The sequence below is a fragment of the Microbacterium sp. 4R-513 genome (genome assembly GCF_011046485.1).
In the GTDB taxonomy this organism is placed as follows: domain Bacteria; phylum Actinomycetota; class Actinomycetes; order Actinomycetales; family Microbacteriaceae; genus Microbacterium.
Map to the genome: position 1 here is coordinate 2,726,288 of NZ_CP049256.1, position 24,784 is coordinate 2,751,071.

General features: G+C 67.8%; 17 protein-coding genes. 13 read left to right on the top strand and 4 right to left on the bottom strand.

Annotated elements, in window-relative coordinates; all coding sequences use genetic code 11:
• The first annotated feature begins 77 nt into the window (after positions 1-77).
• The 3 genes from G5T42_RS12005 (at position 78) to G5T42_RS12015 (ending at position 8,137) form a co-directional block, all read left to right on the top strand.
• Positions 78-3,059, top strand: a complete 2,982-nt coding sequence (locus tag G5T42_RS12005) for a DUF5107 domain-containing protein (protein WP_165128818.1) — start codon at positions 78-80, stop codon at positions 3,057-3,059.
• Complete coding sequence (locus G5T42_RS12010) at positions 3,059-4,021, top strand: aldose 1-epimerase family protein (RefSeq protein ID WP_165128820.1); 963 nt, start codon at positions 3,059-3,061, stop codon at positions 4,019-4,021. Before G5T42_RS12005 ends, G5T42_RS12010 begins: the two co-directional genes overlap by 1 nt.
• Positions 4,022-4,267: 246 nt before the next feature.
• Positions 4,268-8,137, top strand: coding sequence for a discoidin domain-containing protein (locus G5T42_RS12015; protein WP_165128822.1), 3,870 nt, complete (start codon positions 4,268-4,270; stop codon positions 8,135-8,137).
• Positions 8,138-8,194: 57 nt separating this feature from the next.
• Here the strand turns inward: G5T42_RS12015 and G5T42_RS12020 are convergent, their stop codons facing one another.
• Positions 8,195-10,309: an alpha-galactosidase gene (locus tag G5T42_RS12020; protein ID WP_165128824.1), complete on the bottom strand. Its 2,115-nt coding sequence runs from the start codon at positions 10,307-10,309 to the stop codon at positions 8,195-8,197.
• A gap of 30 nt (positions 10,310-10,339) precedes the next feature.
• On the opposite strand from G5T42_RS12020, the gene G5T42_RS12025 reads away from it, so the two are divergent.
• The 6 genes from G5T42_RS12025 to G5T42_RS12050 all read left to right on the top strand — a co-directional run bounded on the left by G5T42_RS12025 (position 10,340) and on the right by G5T42_RS12050 (position 17,180).
• A complete protein-coding gene (locus tag G5T42_RS12025) occupies positions 10,340-11,611 on the top strand; it encodes an ROK family protein (protein WP_165128826.1) in 1,272 nt (423 codons plus the stop codon).
• Between the two features lie 89 nt (positions 11,612-11,700).
• Positions 11,701-12,981 (top strand): ABC transporter substrate-binding protein, encoded by a 1,281-nt coding sequence (locus G5T42_RS12030; RefSeq protein ID WP_165128827.1) that lies wholly within the window; start codon positions 11,701-11,703, stop codon positions 12,979-12,981.
• A gap of 31 nt (positions 12,982-13,012) precedes the next feature.
• A complete protein-coding gene (locus G5T42_RS12035) occupies positions 13,013-13,906 on the top strand; it encodes a sugar ABC transporter permease (RefSeq protein WP_165128828.1) in 894 nt (297 codons plus the stop codon).
• Positions 13,903-14,721 (top strand): carbohydrate ABC transporter permease, encoded by an 819-nt coding sequence (locus G5T42_RS12040; RefSeq protein ID WP_165128829.1) that lies wholly within the window; start codon positions 13,903-13,905, stop codon positions 14,719-14,721. The genes G5T42_RS12035 and G5T42_RS12040 overlap by 4 nt, the downstream gene beginning before the upstream one ends.
• Before the next feature lie 16 nt (positions 14,722-14,737).
• On the top strand, positions 14,738-16,045 hold the full coding sequence (locus G5T42_RS12045; RefSeq protein WP_206535631.1) for an alpha-L-fucosidase: 1,308 nt from the start codon (positions 14,738-14,740) through the stop codon (positions 16,043-16,045).
• Between the two features lie 46 nt (positions 16,046-16,091).
• Positions 16,092-17,180 (top strand): mandelate racemase/muconate lactonizing enzyme family protein, encoded by a 1,089-nt coding sequence (locus tag G5T42_RS12050; protein WP_165128831.1) that lies wholly within the window; start codon positions 16,092-16,094, stop codon positions 17,178-17,180.
• Between the two features lie 86 nt (positions 17,181-17,266).
• Here the strand turns inward: G5T42_RS12050 and G5T42_RS12055 are convergent, their stop codons facing one another.
• The 3 genes from G5T42_RS12055 to G5T42_RS12065 are packed head-to-tail and all read right to left on the bottom strand — an operon-like array spanning position 17,267 to position 19,333.
• Entirely contained in the window at positions 17,267-17,416 is a 150-nt protein-coding gene (locus tag G5T42_RS12055) for an FAD-dependent oxidoreductase (RefSeq protein ID WP_277601751.1), read from the bottom strand.
• 39 nt (positions 17,417-17,455) lie between these two features.
• On the bottom strand, positions 17,456-18,559 hold the full coding sequence (locus tag G5T42_RS12060) for a methyltransferase (RefSeq protein WP_165128832.1): 1,104 nt from the start codon (positions 18,557-18,559) through the stop codon (positions 17,456-17,458).
• A 9-nt stretch (positions 18,560-18,568) separates the two neighbouring features.
• Positions 18,569-19,333 carry an EI24 domain-containing protein gene (locus G5T42_RS12065; RefSeq protein ID WP_165128833.1) on the bottom strand — a complete coding sequence of 255 codons (765 nt, stop codon included), beginning with the start codon at positions 19,331-19,333 and terminating at the stop codon, positions 18,569-18,571.
• Between the two features lie 201 nt (positions 19,334-19,534).
• Here G5T42_RS12065 and G5T42_RS12070 point away from each other — a divergent pair, with 201 nt between their 5' ends.
• The 4 genes from G5T42_RS12070 to nhaA all read left to right on the top strand — a co-directional run bounded on the left by G5T42_RS12070 (position 19,535) and on the right by nhaA (position 24,729).
• Complete coding sequence (locus G5T42_RS12070) at positions 19,535-20,233, top strand: collagen-like protein (protein WP_165123773.1); 699 nt, start codon at positions 19,535-19,537, stop codon at positions 20,231-20,233.
• Positions 20,234-20,348: 115 nt separating this feature from the next.
• Positions 20,349-22,439 (top strand): elongation factor G, encoded by a 2,091-nt coding sequence (locus G5T42_RS12075; RefSeq protein ID WP_277601752.1) that lies wholly within the window; start codon positions 20,349-20,351, stop codon positions 22,437-22,439.
• 26 nt (positions 22,440-22,465) lie between these two features.
• On the top strand, positions 22,466-22,879 hold the full coding sequence (locus tag G5T42_RS12080; protein WP_165128834.1) for a helix-turn-helix domain-containing protein: 414 nt from the start codon (positions 22,466-22,468) through the stop codon (positions 22,877-22,879).
• Positions 22,876-24,729: a Na+/H+ antiporter NhaA gene (gene nhaA, locus G5T42_RS12085; protein ID WP_241245800.1), complete on the top strand. Its 1,854-nt coding sequence runs from the start codon at positions 22,876-22,878 to the stop codon at positions 24,727-24,729. The genes G5T42_RS12080 and nhaA overlap by 4 nt, the downstream gene beginning before the upstream one ends.
• Positions 24,730-24,784: the final 55 nt, after the last annotated feature.

The window sequence follows — 24,784 nt, forward strand, 5'->3', positions numbered from 1 at the left end:
CTGCGCCCCGTAGTGTCGCCGACGGTGTGAGCCGGTCGTCCTGCAAACGGTGCCCCGCCGCACAGAAGGGAATCGCCATGATCACTGAACAGCCCGCCCGTGGGATGCCGGCTCCTGCGGCCGAGGTCGGTGGGACGAGCCCGAAGATCTCGCTCCCCGCGCCGCCGTCCGCTCTGGCCGAGGCCTTGGATGCCGGCGGCGCCGTCGCCTGGGAGCAGCCGCTCTCCGTCCACACCTACGAAGCCGCCGTGCCGAGCCCCTACCCGATGTTCCTGGATCAGCGCGTGTATCAGGGGTCGAGTGGCGCGGTCTATCCGCTCCCCTTCACCGAAGCCGTCGCCGAGGCCGGCGCTCCGCGGGAATGGCGAGCGGTTCACCTCGAGAACCGCTACCTTCGGCTCGTGGTGCTGCCCGAGCTGGGGGGTCGCATCCACATCGGCTACGACAAGACCACCGACTACGACTTCTTCTATCGCAACAACGTCATCAAGCCGGCGCTCGTCGGCCTCGCCGGCCCCTGGATCAGCGGCGGCGTCGAGTTCAACTGGCCGCAGCACCATCGTCCCGCCACCTATCTCCCCGTCGAGACGACGATCGAGACAGCCGACGACGGCAGCGTGACGGTGTGGTGCCACGACCACGATCCGTTCGCCCGCATGTCGGGCCAGCACGGGGTGCGGATCCGCCCCGACAGCAGCCTCGTCGAACTCGTCGTCCGCCTGCACAACCGCACCAAGGAACGGCAGACCTTCCTGTGGTGGGCGAACGTCGCGGCACGCGTACACGATGACTACCAGTCGTTCTTCCCCGAGGACGTCCGCTACGTCGCCGACCACGCGCGGCGCGCCCTGTCGGCCTTCCCCGCTGCCGACCGGCCCTACTACGGGGTCGACTACGCCGCGCTGGCGGCGGAGCGACCGGGTGCCGATCGGATCGACTGGTACCGGAACATCCCCGTCCCGACGTCGTACATGATCGTCGACTCGCAAGAGGACTTCTTCGGCGGTTACGACCACGCGGCCGGGGCTGGATTCGTGCATTGGGCCGAGCGGCGCATCTCTCCCGGAAAGAAGCAGTGGACCTGGGGCAACGCCCCGTTCGGCCACGCGTGGGACGCGCAGCTGACCGACGGAGACGGCCCGTACGTCGAGCTGATGGCCGGTGTCTACACCGACAACCAGCCCGACTTCAGCTGGCTCATGCCCGGCGAGACGAAGGAGTTCAGTCAGTACTGGTATCCGATCCCCGACATCGGTCCGGCGCACCAGGCGACGACAGATGCAGCGCTTCATGTCGGGCGGGCGCCCGGTCGGCTCGAGGTGCGCTCCGCCGTGACGGCTCGCCAGCAGGCTGCAACGCTGTCGATCCTCCGCGCCGGAGAGGTGGTCGCGACGCGCACCGCCGACCTGGTTCCGGGGACGACGCTGGCCCTGACGGCCGAGGTCGAGACCGAGGGAGACCTCGAGGTGCAGCTGCGCGACCACCGAGGGCGCCTGCTCGTCGGCTGGCACCTGATCGCCCGTGACGACGAGGAGCCGTGGGTCGCCGAGGAGCCGCCGGCGCCCGCGGCCATCGCCTCGGTCGAGGAGCTCTACCTCACCGGCCTTCACCTGAGCCAGTACCGTCACCCGACGCGGTCGCCGCTTCCGTACTGGGAGGCCGCGCTCGACCTCGACTCGGGAGACGTGCGCACGAATCTGGCTCTCGCCGACCGCGAGTACCGTGCGGGTCACTACGTCCGAGCGCTCGGTCGCATCGATCTCGCGCTCGCGCGGCTCACCCGCCGCAATGCGAACCCTCTCGACGCGGAAGCGTTCTACCTTCGCGGACTCGTCCTCGCTCGACTCGGTCGCCGCGAAGAGGCGGAGCAGGCGTGGGGCAAGGCCGGCTGGGACGCCCGCTGGGCGGCGCCCGCGGGATTCGCTCTCGCGCAGTCGCTCGCTCACCGCGGCCGCGTGCGCGCGAGCCTTCGCGTGCTGGACGATCTCGACCGCACTGCCGGCTACGACGCGCGGCGTCCGGCGCTGCGGGCGATCCTGCTGCGCCGGCTCGGCGAGCGGGTCCAGGCGGCCGAGGTGATCGACCGGGCGCTGACGATAGATCCGCTCGATGCCACCCTGCGCTTCCTGTCGGGGGCTCGCATCGACGGTGACGCCGGACTGCTCCTCGACATCGCCCTCGACCTCCGCGATGCCGGCGAGACCGACGCAGCCCTGGAGCTGCTGGCGGACGTCGCGTCGGCCCCCGCGACCGGGTCGGGGAACGTCGGCCCCACCGCTCACTATCTCGCCGCCGCGCTGCTCGATGAAGTGGGAAGGGGGACGGATGCCTCGGCCCAGCGCCTCGCCGCACAGCACGCCGACGCGACGTGGGCCTTTCCGCACGGCCTGGAGGCTCTCGATGCTCTGAACGCGGCACTCGCCGCAAACCCTGCCGACGTCACCGCACGGTCGCTGCGAGGGATGCTCCACTATGCGCAGGGCCGACGGCGGGCCGCGGTGGCGGACTGGAACGCCGCCATCGAAGCCGGGGCCGAGTCGCCGGTGCTCCTGCGCAACGCCGGTCTGGCCGCGTACAACATAGAACACGACGACGACAAGGCGCGGGCGCTGTACGAACGAGCGATCGAACTCGCACCCGACGACCCGAGGCTGCGGTACGAGCTGGATCAGCTCGCGATCAGACTCGGCGACACGTCCGCTGAGCGGCTGTCCCGCCTCCGTCCGGTCGAGCATCTCGTCCTCGAGCGGGACGACTTCACCATCGCCTACGTCCGGTTGCTGGTCGCCGAACGCGACGCCTCCTCAGCGTTGCGGATCCTGACGACGCGCACGTTCCACCCCTGGGAGGGTGGTGAGGGTGAGGCGCTCGCCGCGTGGGACGAGACACTGGCGGCGCTCGGGATGCCTCCCGCCGACCCTCCCGCGTCGCTCGGCGAGGCTCGCGCGGCGTACGTTCCTCCGGTCGCCCGACGGGACGACGGTGAGACGGACTACTTCGCGACGAGCCTTCCGGAGATGCTCCTGTTCCGTCGCGAAGACCTCCCCGACGTCGACTGATGTCGGTGTCTCCGGTCTCCGGCGCCCAGGTCGGCCTGCGGTCCGGCTCGTACGAAGCCGATATCGCGAGTATCGGCGCGTCGCTTCGCCGCCTGCGGTTCGAGGGGCGGGATCTCGTCGTTCCGTTCGCCGCCGACGAGGAGCGCCCCGCCATGAGCGGGGCGCTTCTCGCCCCGTGGACGAACCGCACAGCGGACGGCCGGTACGAGTTCGGTGGAGGCATCCATCGTCTCCCGGTGAATGAGCCCCAGACGGGCAATGCCGCGCACGGACTGGTCGCGGGGCTGGACTTCCGTGTCGTCGAGGTGCGGGCGGATTCCGCGATGCTGTCCGCCACGATCGAGCCTCAGCCCGGATATCCCTGGCGCGTGCGCGTCGACACCGCGCTCCGGCTCTCGGAGGACGGGCTGCACCAGGAGGTCGTGGCCACGAACGAGAGCGACACCGATGCTCCGTTCGGCGTCGGTGCCCATCCGTACCTGGTCGCGGACGCGCCGTCCCGCCGCGCGATCGACGGCTGGGTGCTCCATGTTCCCGCAGAAGAGATCCTGCTCGTCTCGCCGGACCGACTGCTCCCGACAGATGTGGTGCACGTTGCCGACCACGAGCACGCCGCCTTCGACTTCCGTTCGTCGCGACGCGTGGGGCAGCAGGCGATCAACAATGCGTACTCCGCCTTCGCGCGCGACGATCGCGGTCTCGCCCGTGTGACCGTGACGGCCGATGGGGTCGGAGCAGAGATCGAGTGGGACGAGCGGGTCGGCTGGGCCCAGGTCTACACGTCCGACGCCGCCGACGGCGAAGGATACCGCCGGGGCGTTGCGGTCGAGCCGATGACCTGCCCCCCGGATGCGCTGAACTCGACGCTCGGACTCGCGGTGCTGAAGCCGGGTGCGAGCACGTCCGCTGGTTGGAGCATTCGCGCGGTCGAGGGCGAGGTCGGGCCGCCGCCCCGACCGTGACCGCGGTTTACGACAAGTCGCTCTTGTGGTGGAGACGGACGATGCAGTAATTTATAAGTAAATAGGGTTTAATTATACCCCTTCACATTGGTGCAGGCCCATGTCTCTCTGTGCCTATCTCGCTCATGACGGAGCTGTCATGAGCACGGGAGGCGGCGAGTCCAGGGTTCGAGCAGCCATTCCGGAATCACGCTGTGCCAGCCGGGCGTGCTGCTTCTGCCTGATCCTGGAAAGGATGTGCTCGGTATGACGAAGTACCGAAAGTCAGCCGCGGGAATACTGGCGGCCGTGCTGGTCGCGGCCCTGGTGCCCGCTGTTTCCACGGCCGCGAAAGCGGAGGAACCGGTGGCAATGAGGCAGATCGTGGATCGCGAGCACCCGCTCATGATCATGAACCACTACTACAACGAGCCCGGAACGGTCGCACAGCAGTGGGCTGCCATCCCGGCCGATGTGCAGCCGTACACGGCGCTCATGTTGGTGCCCGGCGATGGTGTGAGAGACGGTGCAGGCACCCGGCAGTGGATCGAGGACCGGCTGGACGAGTGTGAGACCGCGGGCGCTCAGTGCATCGTGCAGATGGTCAACGGCGAGACGGGTGCGAACAACGTCGTTCCGGTGAGCTACCTGGATGGGCTGGCGGCTCAGTACAACAGCCTGCTGGGGTTCCACGCCGCGGAGTTGTACAACTCGATCGCGTGGTACGGCGAGGAGGGCGGCAACCAGTCGCAGTATCTCGCTGACTTGATCGAGCTGTCGGCTGAGCACGGGATGTACCTGGTCTGGACCGACACCAACATCTTGGGCACCTCGAATGGCACAGTCCTTGACTGGGTGCAGGGCAACCCCGACCTGATCGCCGCGATGCGCGCGCACAAAGACAACGTCATTGTGATGCAGAAGCAGTCGAACGGCTCGAGGAACACGGACGGGCTGTTCCTGGGTATGTGGCTTAGTGGTCTCGCCGGCAACTGGGGCACGGCAACGGACTGGTGGCATTGGCAGATCGACACGAACGGGAAGCTTTTCACCCGCGGCGCCGTAGCAGCGGGTGCGTGGAAGCAGATCTTGACCTACCCCGAGGCGATGTACGGCATGGATGTGCTTCGCGTCGCGAGCTCGGGCGGCGCCGTGTTCGCTCCGGAGGCGAACTTCTACTCGATGGTCGGGTCCGGGGTTCAGACGGCAACGTATCGGCACGTGCTGCTGCCGCTGTTCCGCAAGATAATCGATCAGGATGTGCCGATCCCGTCACGTGCGGACGTGCTGGCCAAGACGAAGATGACTTATCAGGGCCGTCTGGCATACGTCCCGCCGGACACCTCGCAGCACTCCAACCTGTACGGCAACACGGGCCGGTTCGGCATCACGCCGTTGGTGCCGACGAATCTGAACGCGACCGAGCTGGCGGCCTTCCCCGCGGTGGAAACCAGCCCGAAGTCGATGGAGTACTTCGAGAACCTGTACCCGAGCGAGACGCTCTACAGCGACACGTTCGCGCTGCGCAACGGCGCGACCTGGTACTGGATGAACTCCAGCGAAGACACCAACATCAGCCAGAAGTCCGTGCTCAAGCCGCAGACGAATACCAGCGGGTACTTCTCGATCGCCGCGGGGCCGCACACGTTCGCGGCGATCACCGAGTCGACTACCGGGTTCAAGGTGCACTTGAACAACTACCGGGTGGACAAGGACCCGCTCTACGACCCGCCCACCGCGTTCACCCATGACTCCACGCGCGTTTGGATCACCCAGAACGCCGAGAACCCGAACGACAACGCGCTGCGGACCACGGTGATCAAAGTCAACGGCGAAGACAACGGGGGCGAGCCCACGCTGAACATCACGGGCGACAACGGGTTCACCTACTCCGAGACGTACGATGCCGCGACCGACGAGTACGTGCTCACGATCAACCACAACGGACCGGTCGATTTCGAGATCGAGGCCGTCGCGCCGGTCAGTCCCGCTGCGCCGGCGACGCCGGGCGGGCTGACCAGCACCGTGACTGAGACCGACGAGACCGACATCACGTGGAACCTCGTTCCGGGCGCGACGGGCTACGACCTCGAAATCGATGGGACAGTCGTCACCAACGCGTCCATGCCGTATCCGCATCGTGATCTGGTGGCGAACTCGTCGCACACCTACCGGGTGCGGGCGAAGAATGCGGCCGGCACGAGCGGCTGGAGCAGCCTGTCGACCCTCACATTCGCACCCAGCGGCACGCTCGCGACAGTTCCGAGGATGCCCACTGGTTTCACGGCGACGGCGACCAGCCCCACCTCGGTGACGCTCTCGTGGAACCCCTCGTACGGTGCGACGCTCTACGAGCTCTACGTCAATGGTTCGAAGACCAGCACCACGGCAACCAGTTATGTCCAATCCGTGTCACCGGACTCCGGACACTACTACGCCATCCGGGTCAAGAATGCGGCGGGAACGAGTGACTGGTCGGACTACATCAACATCCGCACTCCTAAACCGCCCAAGATCGCTCAAGGGTTCGAGACCGAGGCGACGGTCACGGCATCCTCGTACTTCTCCACGCAGAACCAGATCTACCGGCCGAGCTCGGCAGCGGACGGCTTCGTCGGCTATCACGGCTACGGCGAGTGGGCGTCCGCGTCGAACGATCCGTTGCCATGGATCAAGCTCGACTGGGACACCGACCGTACGATCAACCAGATCGTGCTGCATGACCGTATGCACCCGGCCGCGTGGACCCAGACCGGCACGCTCTCATTCAGTGACGGCAGTTTCATCAACGTCGCCGGGATCCCGAACGACGGCTCGGCGAAGGAGATCACCTTCCCTGACAAGACCGTCAGATGGGTCAAGTTCACGACGACGACCAGCAGCGGAGGCACGACTGGGCTCGCGGAGTTCCAGGCGTTCCACGTTGCTTCGCCCACTGTGACCGTCTCGTCCACATATCCGGGTTATCCGGCGACGAACACGCTGGACGGCATCATCGGCGAGCACGCCGTCGGGGAGTGGGCATCGCTCAACGAGACCAACCCGTGGATCCGATTCGATTACTCGGCTGCACGCGCGATCAACAAGATCGTCCTCTACGACCGCCCTCACTCGCTCGCGTGGAGTAAGGCTGGCACGCTGACCTTCAGCGACGGCAGCTCGATCGCCGTCACCGGGATCCCGAACGACGGAAGTGCGAAGGAGGTCGTGTTCCCCGACAAAACCGTGAGCTGGGTGAAGTTCCAGGTCACCGGAAGCGACACCGCCAACAACGGGCTGTCGGAGGTTCAGATCTATCGCACCTCGATGCAGACCTCGGCCAATCTCGCGGTGCCGGCAGCGACCACCACGTCCTCGTCCAGTGACTACAACGCGACGTTCTCATCTCCCAAAGTGAAGGACGGCAGCACCGGAACATCCTGGGCGCCGCTTTCGACAACGGGCGAGAATGAGTGGGTCGAGCTCGACTTCGGATCGCCCAAGAGCTTCAGCCAAGTCGTTCTCAAGGAGAACCTGACCCGCACCACCGGACATAAGGTCCAGTACTACGACGGGACGAACTGGATCGACATCGTGACCGGAACGACGATCGGCGCAACGAAGACCCACACATTCGCCACCGTCACCGCACAGAAGGTCAGGCTGCTGATCACCACCACCACCTCGGTCTTCGGTGGGCGACAGCCCAACATCACCGAGTTCGAGGTGTACGCACTGAGCGAGACGCCGCAGGTGGTCAATCAGTCTCCGACCGCGACGGCGACCGCTTCGAGCGAATACAACTCGAGCTACACCGCGGCTCATGCCAAGGACGGCAGCCTCAGCACCCGCTGGGCGCCGCAGTCCACGACCGGCGAGAACGAGTGGCTCGAGATGGACCTCGGTTCGGTCAAGAGCGTTCATAAGGTCGTGATCAGCGAACACCTCAACCGCACGACCGGGTACAAGGTGCAGTACTACAACGGCACGACCTGGGTAGACATCGTGACCGGCACGACGATCACGCCGTCCAAGTCGCACTCGTTCGACAAGGTCTCCGCGCAGAAGGTCAGGCTGCTGATCACTGCCACCCAGACCGACTCGTCCGGCTTCGGAAGGCAGCCGAACATCTCGGAGTTCCAGGTTCACGGCTACTAGCCGGAAGCGCAGGCAGATGCCCCGCTGAGCTCATCGCTCGGCGGGGCATCGTCTCGGTCACCCGACCGCCGTCACCTCGAAGATCAGCGGTACATCGACGTCGACGCTCGGAGCCTCCAGGCCGACCTCGCTGAGGACGCGCCCGCTGAGGATGACATCACCCTGCTCGACCCACGGCGGCGTCTGCGCCGGCGGGAGGTCGGCGGTGACATCGGCGAGACGGACGCGGTACCTTCGGTCGGCCTCGAGGCCCGGCAGGCGCAGGCGGCCTGTCGGCCAGCCCGCGGGGCGAGAACGCACGTGATAGAGGAACAATGCGGCATCCGTCCCCACCACGCCGTCGAGTCGAGCCGCCTCGGCGAGGTCTGCCCTGACGACTCGACCGGTCGCGATCACGGCGCGCCAGCGCTTGTGGAAGTCGATCCAGCGCCGGAGGTCGGGCATCGTGCTCTCGTCGAGATCGACCTCGATGCCGAGCTGCCAAAGCGAAGCCACTGCCGCGCGGTGATTCAACGAGGCGGCCCGGCCGGTGGCGTAGGCGGTCTCCTGTCCGATGTGCGTGCCGATCAGCTCGGGCGGGACGAGCAGCGACGTCCAGCGGTTGATGTCCGCGCGCTCGTGCGGATCGCTGCAGTCCGATGCCCAGACCCGATCGACGCGCTCCAGGATTCCGAGATCGATGCGCCCGCCGCCGCTTGCACACGACTCGATCTCGAGCTGCGGGAAGCGCGCGCGCAGTAGATCGAACAGCCGGTACACCGCCAGCGTGTGCTCGCGCACCCCCGCTCGGCCGGTCGGGGCGTGGCCTGCGTCGAGCAGGGACCGATTGTGGTCCCATTTCACGAAGTCGACCCCGACGTCGGCGATGACCTTGCTCATCTGCGACGCGACGTGATCGAACGCCCCCGGATGACCCAGGTCGAGCACGTGCTGATGCCGGGAGGGCAGACCTACGCCGTGCCCGGCATCGAAGACCCATTCGGGATGCTGACGGGCGAGCTCCGAGTCGAGGTTGATCATCTCGGGCTCGAACCACAGTCCGAACTGCATGCCCAGCGCATGGACGTGATCGGCGAGCGGCTTCAGTCCGTGGCTCCACACGGCGGGATCGACCACCCAGTCGCCGAGCCCCGCACGATCGTGCCGGCGGCCGAGGAACCAGCCGTCGTCGAGGACGAACCGCTCGACGCCGAGCGCTGCGGCTTCGTCGGCCATCGTGCGCAGGCGGTCCTCGTCGTGCTCGAAGTACACCGCCTCCCACGTGTTCACGAGGACAGGGCGCGGTTCACGCCGGTATCCAGGCTGGGAGCGGATGTGACGGTGGAATCTGTCGGACATCGCGTCGAGGCCGTGGCCCCAGCTTCCGTACAGCCACGGTGAGGTCACGCTCTCGCCGCGACCGATCACCAGCTCGTCGGGGTGGAGCAGCTCGCCGCCGCGGAGAAGCCGCGTGCCGGCGGGAGTGCGCTCTGCGCTCAGCTGCTGGTTGCCGCTCCAGCCGAGGTGTACACCCCAGACCTCGCCCGCCTCGAATCCGAAACCCTGCTCGCCGGCGATCATGAGCGTCGGCGCCTCGAAGCCCGGCTTGCCCCCGCGAGACTCTCTCGTCCATAGGCCGACGTCGAAGCCCTGGCGCTGGGGAGCGCGCTCCCGGGTCCAACGGCCCGTGAGGTCCATGACCTCGACTGCCTGCGAAGGGACGGGCAGGGCGTGATCCCAGGAATCCACGCGGTAGGGGTCCCCGTCGTTGGCGAGCGTCGACCGCACCCGCAGAAGCCCGGTATCGAGCAGCTCGAATTCGATCGACAGGCGGAGATCGGATGCCTCGTCCCTGGCGTGGACGACGAGTCTCGACGACTCCTCGGAATTCTCCCGGGTCAGATCCACCAGGGTGAACAGCGGGGCCCACGCGGCGCCGTCACGACTCCCCGTCAACCCGGGGCGACCGAGCCAGGCTTCCGCCAGTTGCGGAATCACCGGGACAGGCTGCGGAGCGTAGATGACCGTGTCTCCCAAGGCAGGAAGGCTGCATTTCTCGAGCAGCAGGAGATCCTCGCCCTCCAGTGCTCCGAGGTCCTGTCCCCAGTGCAAGATTCGCGGAAGCCGGTCATCGCTTACCGTAATGACGACGCTTGCTCCGCCCCGACGCAGATACTCGATCGGTTCCGGCATCAAGACCTGCTTTCGTCTGGCCAAGATCGCGTGCTCGCGAGTTGGACTGTTGCCAAGTTAATGGGAGTATGGCATATTATGCGGCAGGGTTTAAAAACAGGCCCGACAAACTGGGGAAGTGAAGGCATGGACGCCGACATGACTGCGATCCGCGACCCGCGGGACCGACTCGGAGAGATGCGCCGCGAGCATTCTGCGCGCTGCGCTGACTACCTGCGTGCGTCAGGCCCCGCTACCATCGCCGCGATCGCCGAGGCGGTGGGTCTGTCCAAGCCGACGGTGAAAGACCGACTCGTCGACCTCATGGAGGTCGACGTCGTGACCGATGCCGGACCTGAGTACTCGGGTGGCGCGGGGCGCCCAGCCTCCTGGTTCTCCTTCAACCCGAGCGTTGCCCACGTCATCGGGCTCGATCTCGGGCAGCACGTGGAGCGCCTCGCCATCGTCGATCTCGGCGGAACGGTGCATCACGCCGAGTCGCGCCAGGTCGATCCGAGCGTGTCGGCGGACCAGCGGCTCGAGAATGCACGCCAGTGGGTCCAGCGGGCGCGTGATTCGGTCTCCACTCCTCTCGGGCAGTGGGCAGGGATCGGTGTCTCGCTTCCCGGACCCATCACTCAGGCAGGCAGCCTGCGCGACCCCGCCGCGTTCCAGGAGTGGGTCGGCCAGGCCGTGCTCCCTCGTCTCACCGACGCGTTCGACGCTCCGGTGCTCGCCGTTCACGACTTGGAGGCGGCACTTCTCGCTGAGCATCGCATGGGTGCTGCCCGCGGTGTGGACACATTCGTGCTGCCGGTGCTCTGGCACGACATCGCTGCCGGAATTCAGATCGACGGTTCGATCTACGGAGGCGCACGCCGATCTGAGGGTGAGCCGTACCACCTCCGCCGCGTGCGCGAGGCGTCGCGGCGCACCGAGTGGAGCACCGTGGACGACATCCGCGCCCTCATTGCCTCCGCCGCTGTCGATCCCGCTGCGAAGGAGAGCCTCGACGCGTTCGCCGACACCGCGGCCGAGCAGATCGCGATGCTGTTGCTCGTGATCGATCCCGAACTGGTGCTCCTCCACGGACCGCTGGTGGACGACGAGCTGCTCGTCAAGACCGTCGCGCAGCGTGTTCGTCATCACGCCGGGCGGCAGGACATCGAGATCGACGTCAGTCGGTTCCGCCAGTCGAGTTCTCTCATCGGCGCCGCACTCGCAGTGCTCGAAGAGGCGAGCGATCGCCTCATCGGCCCTGGACTGCGCCCCATCGATGTCGTCTGGGACGCGTGGAGCGTCCCACTCAGTCGAGCCGGATAGCCACCCACTGGCCTCCGGCCCGGGCACGAGGGGCGCAGTCCCTCGGGCCGCATTCCGCCAGGAATCGTCCAACGCAAAGGATACACATCATGAACAAACGAATCGTCCTCGGGGTGGTCGCTGTCGCCGCACTCGGCCTTTCGGGCTGCGCTTCGACCGCAGACGCCGACTCTGACTCGACCGGGGAAGGCGTGAACATCGTCTACGCGGTCCCCAGCAGCTGGGTTAATACCGGCGCGCTGCAGGAGAACATCGACCTCTGGGAGAAGGAGACGGGGAACACCGTGGAAGTTCTCGGCATCCCCGACGAGCAGCACGACACGACGGTCCAGGCCCGGCTCGCCTCGGGAGGGGGCATCGACGTCTTCGCGGGACTGAATGACATCGAGGACTCGGCTTCCGTCATGGTCGAGATCACCGATCCGTCGTTCGAGGACCGCATGAGCTCGGCCGTGTACGAGTCGATGTTCGCCACGGACGGAAAGCTCTACAGCTACCCGACCGCCGACGCGCTCGCCACGTTCGGCGTTCTGTACAACGAGGAGGTCTTCGAGGCCGCCGGCGTCGACGAGGCGCCTACGTCACTGGAGGACCTGACCGCTGCCTTCGAGCAGATCAAGGCCGCCGGCGTCACCCCGCTGTACCTCGCGGGCAAGGACGGCTGGACCCTCCTCCAGCACCGCAACTCCGTCGACGCCGACTTCCTCTCGACGGACCCCGACATCGCGGCCAAGCTCGCGACCAACGAGACGACGTGGACCGAGGTGCCTGGATTCGAGGGGCAGTACGACGCGCTTCTCGATTGGTCCACCGGGGGGCTCATCAACCCCGACGTGCTGACGGCCAGCTACGAGCAGTCCCTCGAGGCGCTCGCCACCGGCAAGGCCGGAGCGATCATCAACGGCACGTGGGCGATCAGCGAGCTGCGCAAGCAGAACCCCGACCTCGAGCTCGGATTCTTCGCCGTCCCGAACGCCGATGGTGAGACCGTCATCGGGCTGAGCCGCCCGAACACCATGCACATCGCCGCTTCGAGCAAGGTGCAGGAGGAGGCGCAGGATCTGCTCGAGTTCCTGATCGCTCCCGAACAGGCGGAGCGCTTCATCGCCGCTGCCCCGGGTGTCCCCTCGTTCGAGGACGTCACCGTGGCCGAACCCGACCCGGCGATCGAGGACGTCCAGGTTTACGTCGCAGAGGGTCGCGTCGTCGGTCACTTCGACAACCTGAGCCGTTTCCCCACCCCGCAGGACGACATCATCGCCGCGTACCAGGAGCTCGTCGCCGGTCGGATCAACGTCGAAGAATTCGGCGCTGCGTATGACGCGGCATGGATCAACGCCGGTAAGACGGCCGGCCTCGAGGGCTTCTGAGCCCTCGGCGATACGAACGGCGGGAAGCACGATGACCTCTTCGACCATCAACCACGCGTACACACGGTGGTTCCTGGTACCAGCGGCCCTGGTCTTCACGATCTTCTTCGTGCTTCCCGCCGTTCTCGGCCTCTACCTTTCGCTGACCAACGCCTCAACGCTCTCCGGGAGGGCCGACTTCATCGGCTTCGCCAACTTCGAGCTGCTGCTCGGAGACAACGGAGGCGACTTCCTGAACAGCATCGGTATCCAGTTCATCTACGCGCTCGTGCTGACGGCGGCCAAGACGGTTGTCGGGGTCGGCATCGCGCTCTTCTTGAACCGCGCCTTCGTAGGTCGTCACGCGCTCCGTGCGATCGTCTACATGCCGATGATGTTCTCCACCATCGTCGTGGGCGTCACGTTCTACTTTCTTCTGTCACAAGAAGGCCTGTTCAACGAGTCGCTGCGGTGGCTCGGTCTGGGCTTTCTCACACAGGACTGGTTCGGGAGCTTCGACCTGGCGCTCTACACGGCAGCGGCGGTGGAGACGTGGATCGGGGTGGGGTGGACCGTCGTCATCGTGCTCGCCGCGCTTCAGGGCATCCCGGAGGACGTCATCGAGGCGGCCACGCTCGACGGTGCCAATGGACTCCAGATGACGTTCTTCATCCGCATCCCGCTGGTGGCTCACGCCATTGCGCTCACGTCCCTACTCTCGTTCATCGCCGGAATGAAGGCATTCGAGATCATCTACGCCACGACCGCCGGAGGGCCGGGAACATCGACACAAGTCATGACCATGTTCATCGCCAAAGCGCTCGGCACGACCAACCTCGGCTACGCCGCCGCGGCTCAGTTCGTGCAATTCGCGCTCATCGCGGGGCTCGCGGTCGCCATACAGCTCACCATCACGAGGATCGCAAAGCGGCGGCAGGCAACATGATCCGCCGGGGGGTCGAGCGCGGCACGACCTATGTGGTCGCGATAGCGATCGCGAGCATTTTCATCATCCCCATGGTGGTGATCCTGCTGACGTCGTTCAAGTCACCGGAGGAGGCGTCGACCTTCGACCTCTCGCTTCCGCGCGAATGGCTGTTCTCCAACTATGTCGAGGTCCTGAACGATCCGGCCGTCGCGCGCGGGTTCCTCAACAGCGTGATCATCACGACAGGCGTGACGGTCATCACCGTCGTCGTCTGCGCGCTCGCTGCCTTCGTCATCGCCCGCCGCACGACCCGCATCACCAAGGGAGTGTATTTCTATCTACTGGCGGGCATGGTGGCTCCGTTCGCATTCGTGCCGGCGATCAAGGTGCTGCAGATGCTCGGCCTGGCCAACACGCACGCAGGCCTCATCCTCACCGACGTCGCGGTCCAGATTCCCTTCACAACCCTCCTGCTCGTCGGATTCATCTCCCAGCTCCCACGCGAGCTGGATGAAGCCGCGATCATCGACGGCGCCGGACGGATCCGCTTGTTCTTCCAGGTGATCTTCCCCCTCCTCCGGCCCGTCACCCTGACCTGCGTCATCCTCCTGTTCACCTACGCGTGGAACGAGTTCCAGAACGTGCTGTTCCTCGTCGGGCCCGACGTCTGGACCATGCCGATGACGGTCTTCAACTTTCAGGGGACCCACACCTATAACTACGCGCTCGTGTGCGCCAACCTCGTCGTGACCATCGTGCCGATCCTGATCGTCTTCATCGCCGCGCAGAAATACATCACATCGGGTATCACGTCGGGCGCACTCAAGAGCTGACATGCGAAAGGAACCAATGTTTATCGCCGCGTCCCGCACCGACTGGTTTACCCAGGCTCGATTCGGGCTCTTCATCCACCTCGGGCCGTACTCCGTGCTCGGGGGTGAAGAGTGGGTCAGATCGATCGATCGACTCTCGATCGAGCAGTATCAACCCGCGGTCGACGGATTTCAGCCACATGAACTCGATGCTCAGGCGTGGGCACGCAGTGCCGCCGCCGCGGGGATGAAGTATGCCGTCCTCACGGCGAAGCACCACGACGGATTCTGCCTCTTCGATTCCGCGCTGACGACATATTCGGTGATGCACAACGGGTTCGGGCGCGACCTCGTCAGGGAGTACGTCGAGGCGTTCCGCGCAGAAGGCATCAAGGTCGGCCTGTACTACTCCCTGCTGGACTGGCATCACCCCGACTACCCTGTCGTCGGCGATGAGCATCACCCACACCGCGACGACCCGGCGTGGGCGGACCATTGCCCCGACTTCGATCGCTACCTCGACTACATGCACGGTCAGGTCGAGGAGCTCGTCACGAAGTATGGCGAGATCGACATCCTCTGGTTCGACTTCTCCTACGGCAGCATGCTCGCCGACAAATGGCGAGCTCGTGAACTCATCGAGATGGTGCGCTGGCACCAGCCGAACGTGATCATCAATAACCGGCTCGAGACGAGCGGGGGCGGCTTCGGGTCGATCGTCTCGGATAGCCCCAGCCCCTGGGCGGGCGACTGGGTCTCGCCCGAGCAGCTCGTGCCGGAGGGGGGTGTGCGGAACGAGCGCGGCGAACCCGTTCCGTGGGAGTCCTGCTTCACGCACAACAACCACTGGGGCTACTTCCGCGACGACGACGCCTACAAGAGCCCGCGCCTTCTCATCCGAAAGCTCGTCGAGATCGTGAGCAACGGCGGAAACATGCTCCTCAACGTCGGCCCCCGACCCGAGGGGGCCTTCCCCGAGGAGTCGATACAGGTGCTGGCGAAGGTGGGTGACTGGCTCGACAAGAACGGCGAGAGCGTCTACGGGGCCGGCATCGCCGACCTCCCCAAGCCTGCCTGGGGTTACTACACGCAGAGCGGTTCGACCGTCTACGCCCACGTCCTCGAGCAGCCCGTGGGCCCGCTCGCGCTAACGGGCATCGATGCCTCGCAGGTGCGATCGGTGCGGCTTCTTGAGAACGGGCAACCATTGAATCGCGCAGACCTGTGGCTGACGGATCCATTCCCCGGCACATATTTCGTCTCGTTCGGCGATAACCCGGCCTTCACCTATCCGCTGCCAGACGAGGACGACACGGTCCTCGCGATCGAACTGGACATGGAATGAGAGCGACCAACGTGACAGACGAGAACTCCTTCGGGGTGACCGTCGCATGACGACGATCACTCGCGCTGAGGCGCGTCTCATCGACCTCGAGGTGGAAACGGTTCGTACGGATGCGGTGCAGTCGTTCCTGAAGCAGGAGACGCTGTTCGTCGAGGTCGAGACCTCGGATGGGCTGACCGGCACCGGGTACTCCTACACGATCGGTACCGGTGGGGGTGCGGTGCTGAGCATGCTTCGGGAGCACCTGCTGCCCCGGTTGGCGGGTCGTGATAGTCGCGAGGTCGAAGCCATTTGGCAGGACCTGCACTGGTCCACGCATGCGACGGTGGTCGGTGCGATCACGTCGCTTGCGCTGGCCGCAGTGGACACCGCGCTGTGGGATCTGCGGGCTCGTCGCGCGGGGCAGCCGTTGTGGCAGCTGGCAGGCGGTTTCCGCCGTGAGGTGCCGATCTACGACACCGAGGGTGGCTGGCTGCACCTGTCCACGGAAAGCCTGGTCGAGGGTGCGGTGGACTCGCAGCGGCGTGGTCTGCGCGGCGTGAAGCTGAAGGTGGGCAAGCCGTCGATCACCGAGGACCGGCAGCGGTTGCTGGCGGTGCGGGAGGCGATCGGACCGGATATGCACATCATGGTCGACGCGAACCAGTCGATGACCGCTGCTGAGGCGGTTCGGCGGGCGGCGGCGTTCGAAGACGCCGGCCTGTATTGGTTCGAGGAACCGCTTCCGGCCGACGACGTCAGCGGTCACGCTCGCTTGGCGGCGTCCACGTCGATCCCGGTCGCTGTGGGCGAGTCGCTGTACTCGATCGGGCAGTTCCGGGACTACCTGCACCGCGACGCTGCGGGCATCGTGCAAGTCGACGTGGCACGGGTCGGCGGTATCACCCCGTGGCTCAAGGTCGCCCACCTCGCCGAGGCGTACAACGTCGCCGTCTGTCCGCACTTCCTGATGGAACTGCACGTCAGCCTGGTCGCCGCGGTTCCCAACGGCGCCTACGTGGAACACATTCCACAGTTGCGGGCCATCACCCGGTCGCAATTGCAGATCAGCGACGGCTTCGCGATCGCTCCCGACACCCCCGGCCTCGGCATCGAGTGGGACCCCGACGCGATCGACGACCGCCGCGTCGCCTGACGCAACCGGCTCAGGTGCGTTCCGTGCCGATCCATTCGATGAGACCCGCCACGTGGCTCTCCGCCGCCAGGGCCGCCGCGTCCGCGTCACGACGATGGAGCGCCTCTGCGCTGCCGTCCGCCGACGCGATCCGCCGCCTCGAGCACGACCACCTCGCGGCCGTGCGCCGCCAGTTCAGCGGCGCACCGCAAGCCTGCGAGCCCCGCCCCGATCACGACCACGTCGTGCGTCTGCATGAGCCGAGTGTAGGAGGACGCGCCGCCAGGCGGATCCGTTCAGCGGGCCGTCGAGACGGTGACGGTGAACTTGGGGTTGCGCGCCACCTGGCGGGTCGGGCCGACGAGCCGCTCGAGCGCGGGACGGTACCTCAGTGCGGAGTTCCACACCGTCCACAGCTCACCGTCCGGCCGCAGAACCCGAGCAGCGTCCGCGAACATCCGCGGAGCGACGTCCTCGTTCACGGCCGCGCCGACGTGGAACGGCGGATTGAGGGCGATGAACGAGGCGCTTCCGTCGGGACGCGACCGCAGCATGTCGTCGCGTGCGACCTCGACGCGATCAGCCACGCCGTTGGCGGCGGCGGTCGCCCGCGCCGAGGCGACGGCCGCGGCCGACTGATCGCACGCGTACACACGCAGCGACGGATGCCTCGTGGCGAGCGTCGCCGCGATGACACCCGTGCCGCACGCGAGGTCGACGGCCTCGGCCTCCGGTGGCTCGGGCAGGTGTTCGAGCAGGAACCGCGTGCCGATGTCGACGGATGCCCCGGCGAACGCCCCGCCGTAGGCACAGATGACAAGACCCTCCTCGTGGGTCCGGGTCGGCTCGGGATCGCGACCGCCGTGCGGTCCCCGGGCTACGAGCACCCTCGACTTCTGGCGTGCGTGCGTCACGTCGACGCGATCGAAGTGCTCGCGGAGCACCTCGTTCATCGCGAGGGTCATGTGCTTGATCCGTCCGCCGGCGAAGACGACGACGTCGGGACCCGCGTGCGCGGCGAGAAGCCCCGCGACATCGCGGAGGGCGTCGAGCGAGCGGGGGAGGCGCAGGAGCACGACTCGCGCGCCCTCGACGAGCCCCGGCACGAGCGCTGACGACTCGAAGCGGTCGGCGAGACCCGTGCCTCGGGCATTCGCCGCGAGCGCGAGCTCGCCGAGGAGCGGATCCTGGTGCACGCGGATCGCCTCGGCGCCGTCCGCCGCCGACCCGAGGGTGAGGGCCCCGTAGCCGTCGCCGATCACGAGGAGCTCACCTGGCTTCGTGTGGGCCCGCGCGGCGGCGGACTCGTCGAGGATCAGCCGGTCCGCGGCATCCGTCGCCGGAAGACCGGGTCCTTCCAGGTCGGGCCGGCGACGCAGGGCGTCGAGCGAGAAGTCCACGCCGCCACGCTACCGGCGGAGCTGCGAGGTGCCGCTCGGGATGCTTCTGGGGTCGTCGAGCAGCGAGCGCGACAATGCCGTGGACCCTGCGACCGCCGCGGGCATGACGACCACCGCGCCGAAGGGGATGAGGAAGAAGAGCTGGGTGGCGACGCCGAAGCCGAGGGCCCGGGCTCGATGACGGCGCAGCAGCGCATGGCGGGCATCGGCGGTCATGCCGCGGGCCGCGAGCGATCGCGACGACAGTTCGTCGCCCAGCAGCCAGCCGGTCAGCAGGACGCCGGTGACGAAGCCCAGCACCGTGCCGACGACGGGGATGAAACCCACGAGCGCTGCCACGATCGCGACGAGGATGCCTCGGCCGATGAGCGACAGGCCGTCGACGACGGAGTGCCAGAAGGGGTAGCCCTCGTCCGGCACGGTTCCGCCGAGGTCGCGCTCGACGGTGCGCCAGATGCGCTCGTAGAACGGCTCGCCGACGATCAGCGTCAGCGCTGTGAAGGAGACGACCGCGATGAAGAGCGCTCCGCCGAAGACGGCCGCGCCGAAGCCGAAGCGGATGAAGTCGCGCCAGAACGGGACCCACCCTTCGGCGAACGGCGTCGCGGCCGTGGTGAGCTGCGGCAGGAAGATTCCGAGAGCTGTCAGGAGCGCCACGAGGAGGATCGCCACGATCGCGGCCGGAACGAGTCCGAGCGCCATCGCACCGGGCCGACGACGCCACCAGCCGAAGCCCCGGAAGAGGAAGCCCGCGCCACGGAAGAACTCTCGCATCGCCTCGAGCCTACGAGCGGGGCCGGCTGCGGCATCCGGGGTCGACAACCGTTCCCACATCGGTTACGCGAAGGGTCATCCCCGCCGGGTGACGCCCCGGCGCGGCATCTTTCCGCCGCACGGTGGGATCTCTACGCTGATCGGCGAATCTCAGGCCCGCTGAAGCGGGCTCCACCTCGCCCGCACAAGGAGAGACCCGCCATGAGTGAGCCCACGCAGCCGACCCCGCCGATCACCAAGCCGTCGCCCACGTCGCCGGAGCCTGCCAAGCGGTCCGGCGTCGGATTGGGAGCCCTGATCGGCGTCGGCGTCGCCGTCGTCGTGCTCTCGTTCCTCGCCGCCTTCCTCGGTTCCTCGCTCGCGCGGTCGACCGAGGATGCCGCTGCGCCGAGCCCGACGGCCGCGGCCGAGACGCCCGCGGCGGTGCCGACGCCCAAGTCGACGGCCGAGATCGAGGAGATGGTCAAGGAGATCCTGCCGGCCGGCTCGGCGGTCCGCGCCGGCAAGGGCACGCCGACCGCCGGCAAGGGATACGAGGGCGACGTCTACATCGACGTCTCGAACGCGAACGTCTATGTCTTCCGCGACGGCGAGTGGGTGCTCGCCGGCAACATCAAGCAGTCCGCCGCCGAGAACCTCACCGGCGCGCAGGGCGAGACGGGAGCGACCGGCGCGACGGGCGCTCAGGGCGCTCAGGGCGAGCAGGGCGCTCAGGGCGAGGCGGGAACGCCGGGAACCCAGGTGCTGCTCGGCTCGGGGGCGCCTGCCGACGACACCTGCACCGCGGACGGTGACGTCTACATCGACACGGCCACGAACCCGACGCAGTTCTACCTGTGCTCGAGCGGCAAGTGGGCGCTCTCGTCGAGCCCCACGCCGAGCCAGCTACCGAGCGAGTGACGCCTAGCGGCGTGTGACGGACGCCTGACAGAGCGGCCGCCGAGCGCTGACCCGCGCATCGCGGAGCAGCACCCTGGCGCGGCGCCGCGATGCGCGGCACGATGGACCCATCGCCGTGACGACGCGGGAGGACGCCTTGGCAGCGAGCGGTCCAGCACCCACCCACCGGACGATCGCGCTCCTCGGCGCAATGGGGTCGGGCAAGACCACGCTCATCGAGGCGCTCCTGCACACGGCCGGGGTCATCGCGCGAATGGGGTCGGTGGAGCAGGGCACCACCGTGTGCGATCACGAGCCGGAGGAGATCGCCCGCGGCGTGACGCTGGGCCTCTCGCTCGCCTGGCTGACCTGGACCGCCGACGGCGTCGAGCACGGCGTGACGCTCGTGGACACCCCCGGGCACCCCGACTTCGTCGGGTCGGTGGATGCCGCGCTCTCGGTCGCCGACTGCGCCGTCATCGTCGTGAGCGCCGTCGACGGGGTGACCAGCGGCACGCGCACGGCATGGGCCAGCGCCCGGGCCGCCGGCGTCCCGCGGCTCGTCGTCGTCACCCAGGAGGACCGCGCCCGAGCGGACTTCCACCGGACGGTCGACCAGTTGAAGGAGGCGTTCGGAGCGGGCCTGTGGCCCGTCGAGCTGCCGATCGGCGAGGAGCAGGCGTTCCACGGCGTCGCCGACGTGTTCACCGAACGAGCCCTCGTCTACGAGACCGACGGCGCGCACCATGACGAAGCGGTGCCCGCCGATCTCGAGGCCGAGGAGCACCGCCTCCACCAGGAGGTGACGGAGGAGATCGTCGCGCGCGACGACGCCCTGCTCGAGGCCTATCTCGACGGGACCGAGCCCTCGGCCGTCGATCTGGAGACGAGGCTCGCCACCGCCATCGCCGCCGGGGAGGCGGTGCCCATCGCCGTCTGCTCCGCCGTGAGCGGCGCGGGCGTGGATCACGTCCTCGATCTGCTGTGCGCCCTGTCGCCCGCCGCCGGGACGGCCGACGGCCGCATCGTCATCGGCGTGGACGACGAGGGGAACGGGGGAGCCGAGCACGCGGTCCGCATCGACGCATCGGGCGAGACGCTCGTGCACGTCTTCCGCACGGTGGCCGATCCCTTCGTCGGCACGGTGGCCATGTTCAAGGTGCTCTCCGGCGTGCTGCGGCCCGGCGACCGCCTGCGCAATGCGACGACGGGCGGCGAGGAGCGCATCCCGGCGCTGTTCCGCCTGCGCGGTGTCGAGCACGTGCCGGCCGACTCGTTCCGCGCGGGAGAGGTCGGCGCCGTCGCCAAGCTCACCGCGACGCCCGCCCGGTCGCTCCTGTGGACGAGGGCTCAGGGGCATGCCCGGCCCACGCCGCTTCCCCTTCGAGCCCCCGTCTACGCCGTGACCCTCGAGCCCGTCTCCCAGTCCGACGATGCGAAGCTCACGACGGCTCTCGCGCGGCTGACCGCCGAAGATCCGACGCTCGTCGTCGACCGCTCCGGCAGCCTCACGATCCTTCGGGGGCTGGGCGACACGCACGTCGCCGTCGCCGTCGAGCGCCTCGCGCGGGTCCTCGGCGTGCACGTCACGACGGGGAGCGCGCCGATCGCGTACCGCGAGACGATCTCGCGCACGGCGGCCGCCGAGGGGAAGCTGAAGAAGCAGTCCGGCGGACATGGCCAGTTCGCGGTCGTGCAGCTGCGCGTGTCGCCTCTGCCCCCGGGAGGCGGGTTCGCCTTCGTGGATTCCGTCGTCGGCGGTGCGGTGCCGCGCTCGTACATCCCCGCCGTCGAGAAGGGGGCGCTCGACGCGCTCGCCGCGGGCGGGCCCCTGGGCCACCCCGTCGTCGATGTGCAGGTCGAGCTCCTCGACGGAAAGGCGCACTCGGTCGACTCGTCGGAGATGGCGTTCCGCACCGCAGCGTCCCTCGGGGTCAAGGCGGCGCTCGCCGAGGCCGGCACCGTGCGCCTCGAGCCGATCTCGCTCGTGCACGTGACCGTCCCGATCGACCTGCAGGGTGCGGTGCTCACCGACCTCTCGGGCCGGCGCGCGCGTGTGCACGCGAGCGAGTCCGAGCCCGATGGCCGCGTCCGGGTGGTCGCCGCCGTCCCCGAGGCGGAGCTCGAGCGGTACGTGCTCGACCTGCGCGCGCTGACCGGCGCCCAGGCGGAGCTGACGATGACGGCCGACCATTACGAGCCGGCACCGGGAGGCGCCCGGGGGTGACCGCCGCCTCGCTACGATGAAGCGTCATGCCTGAGCGTCCGCCCTTCAGCCCGGTCATCGCGCTTCTCACCGTCTCGAGCGTGTGGGACGCGCAGCTCACCGCCGCCGTGAAGGACCTCGGCCTCACGACCCGGAAGTACGGACTGCTCGCGCACATCCACGCGACGCCGGGGATCTCGTTCTCGGAGCTCGCGCGGCGCTCTCAGATCACGGTCCAGACCGCCCACACCGCGGTCCGCGCGCTGCAGGAGGAGGGGCTGGTGCAGGATGCCACGGCTCAGGCCGGTGCGGCCTCCGACCTGCGGGCGACCGACAAGGGCGAGGCGGCCCTCGCCGAGGCCGACGCCCGCCTCGCACGGCTCGACGCGACCTTCGCGGCGGGCGCTCCGCGGCTGAGCGAGGCCCTGCACGGCCTGCACGAGGAGCCGTTCGGCGCGTGAGCGAGTCCACGATCCGCACCACGGAGAGGCGCAGGCCCACCTCGCGCAAGCGCGCGCCGGGCACCGATCGCCTCGCCGCGGCCGTCATGCTGGCAGGCGCGGCGATCGCGATGCTGTGGGCGAATGCGCCCTTCGGTGCGACCTATGAGGAGTTCTGGGAACTCCCGATCGGCCTGGGGATCGGCGACTGGAGCGTCACCTTCCCGGCGCACGCCGTCGTCAACGAGGGGCTCATGACGCTCTTCTTCTTCCTCGTGGGGCTCGAGGTGAAGCGGGAGCTCACGATCGGCGAACTCACCGACCGGGCGCGCGCCGTGCTGCCGATCGCCGCGGCGGTCGCCGGGCTCGTGGTTCCGGCGCTCATCTTCGTGCTCTTCAACGTGTCGAGCGGGGAGGCGGATGCCTGGGGTGTGGTCATCTCGACCGACACCGCGTTCCTCCTCGGCGCCCTCGCCCTCATCGCTCCGAAGTACCCGTCCCGCCTGCGCATCTTCCTGCTGACGCTCGCGGTGGTCGACGACATCGGCGCCCTGCTCGCGATCGGCGTCTTCTACAACAGCGGGCTCGACATCGCGCCGTTCGTGGTCGCGATCGTCATCATGGTGCTCCTCGCGCTCGTGCGGTTCCTCCGCGTCGGGCGCGGTCTCTCCTACTTCCTGCTCGGCGGTGCGCTGTGGATCGCGCTCCTCCTGGCCGGCATCCATCCGACCCTCGCCGGTGTCGCCGTGGCGCTTCTCATCCCCGTCTTCCCGCCGCGCCGCGGCGACGTCGAGCGGGCCGCCGAGCTTTCGCAGGCGTTCCGCGAGTCGCCGAGTCCGGCGTACGCGGCCGCCGTGACGCGGAGTCTCCGCGACTCGCTGTCGATCAACGAGCGCGTCGATCAGGCGTGGCGGCCGTACATCTCGTTCGGCGTCCTGCCCATCTTCGCGATCGCGAACGCGGGAGTCCACCTCGATCCCCAGACGGTCCGGGATGCCGTCACCTCTCCCGTCGCATGGGGCATCGTGGTCGGACTCGTCGTCGGCAAGTTCGTCGGCATCACGGGTGCGACCGCTCTCCTCCGTGCCATGGGCAAAGGGCAGCTCGCCCCCGGCCTGGGCCTCAACCGGATCGCCGGCGGCGGAGCGCTGTCGGGCATCGGCTTCACGATCTCGCTGTTCCTCGTCCCGATCGCGATCTCGGATCCCGAGACGCAGAACATCGCGCGTGTCGCCGTGCTCACGGCATCCGTCCTCGCGTTCTTCGCGGGCTGGCTCGTGCTCACGGTCGGCGATCGCATCTGGCCGCCCCGCCCGGTCGGAGCGGTGCTCATGCGGCCGTTCGACGCGCAGCGCGACCACTTCCGCGGGACCGTCGAGGCGAAGCTCGAGATCGTCGAGTACGGCGACTTCGAGTGCCCCTTCTGCAGCCGCGCGACGGGCTCCGTCGACACCGTGCTCGACCACTTCGGCGACCGCGTGCGATGGGTGTGGCGGCACTTCCCCCTCGACGCTCCGCACCCGCACGCGCAGGAGGCCGCGCAGGCGGCCGAAGCCGCCGCGCTGCAGGGGCGCTTCCTCGACATGGCGGTCACCCTCTTCGCGAACCAGGACCGCCTCGAGACGCAGGACCTGTGCGCCTACGCGTCAGCGCTGGGTCTCGATGCCGATCGCTTCATGGAGGACTTCCGCTCGCCGCGCGTGATGCGGCGGATCCAGGACGATCGGCTGGATGCCGAGCTCATGGACCTCAGCGGCACCCCGACCTTCTTCATCAACGGCCGGCGGCACATCGGCCCGTACGATTCCGCCACTCTCATCAGGGCCCTCGAGGCGGCGCCGGGCGGCACCGGGGCGTTTGTGAAGCAATAGAAATCCCGGCATCCGGGAATACCGTCCTGCTCCTGTCGTTGAACTTGACACGGAT

Excerpts from the sequence above, each read along its gene's own strand:
- G5T42_RS12005 (WP_165128818.1), top strand. The coding sequence starts at position 78 with ATGATCACTGAACAGCCCGCCCGTGGGATGCCGGCTCCTGCGGCCGAG.
- G5T42_RS12010 (WP_165128820.1), top strand. The coding sequence starts at position 3,059 with ATGTCGGTGTCTCCGGTCTCCGGCGCCCAGGTCGGCCTGCGGTCCGGC.
- G5T42_RS12015 (WP_165128822.1), top strand. The coding sequence starts at position 4,268 with ATGACGAAGTACCGAAAGTCAGCCGCGGGAATACTGGCGGCCGTGCTG.
- G5T42_RS12020 (WP_165128824.1), bottom strand. The coding sequence starts at position 10,309 with ATGCCGGAACCGATCGAGTATCTGCGTCGGGGCGGAGCAAGCGTCGTC.
- G5T42_RS12030 (WP_165128827.1), top strand. The coding sequence starts at position 11,701 with ATGAACAAACGAATCGTCCTCGGGGTGGTCGCTGTCGCCGCACTCGGC.
- G5T42_RS12035 (WP_165128828.1), top strand. The coding sequence starts at position 13,013 with ATGACCTCTTCGACCATCAACCACGCGTACACACGGTGGTTCCTGGTA.
- G5T42_RS12040 (WP_165128829.1), top strand. The coding sequence starts at position 13,903 with ATGATCCGCCGGGGGGTCGAGCGCGGCACGACCTATGTGGTCGCGATA.
- G5T42_RS12045 (WP_206535631.1), top strand. The coding sequence starts at position 14,738 with ATGTTTATCGCCGCGTCCCGCACCGACTGGTTTACCCAGGCTCGATTC.
- G5T42_RS12050 (WP_165128831.1), top strand. The coding sequence starts at position 16,092 with ATGACGACGATCACTCGCGCTGAGGCGCGTCTCATCGACCTCGAGGTG.
- G5T42_RS12055 (WP_277601751.1), bottom strand. The coding sequence starts at position 17,416 with ATGCAGACGCACGACGTGGTCGTGATCGGGGCGGGGCTCGCAGGCTTG.
- G5T42_RS12065 (WP_165128833.1), bottom strand. The coding sequence starts at position 19,333 with ATGCGAGAGTTCTTCCGTGGCGCGGGCTTCCTCTTCCGGGGCTTCGGC.
- G5T42_RS12070 (WP_165123773.1), top strand. The coding sequence starts at position 19,535 with ATGAGTGAGCCCACGCAGCCGACCCCGCCGATCACCAAGCCGTCGCCC.
- G5T42_RS12080 (WP_165128834.1), top strand. The coding sequence starts at position 22,466 with ATGCCTGAGCGTCCGCCCTTCAGCCCGGTCATCGCGCTTCTCACCGTC.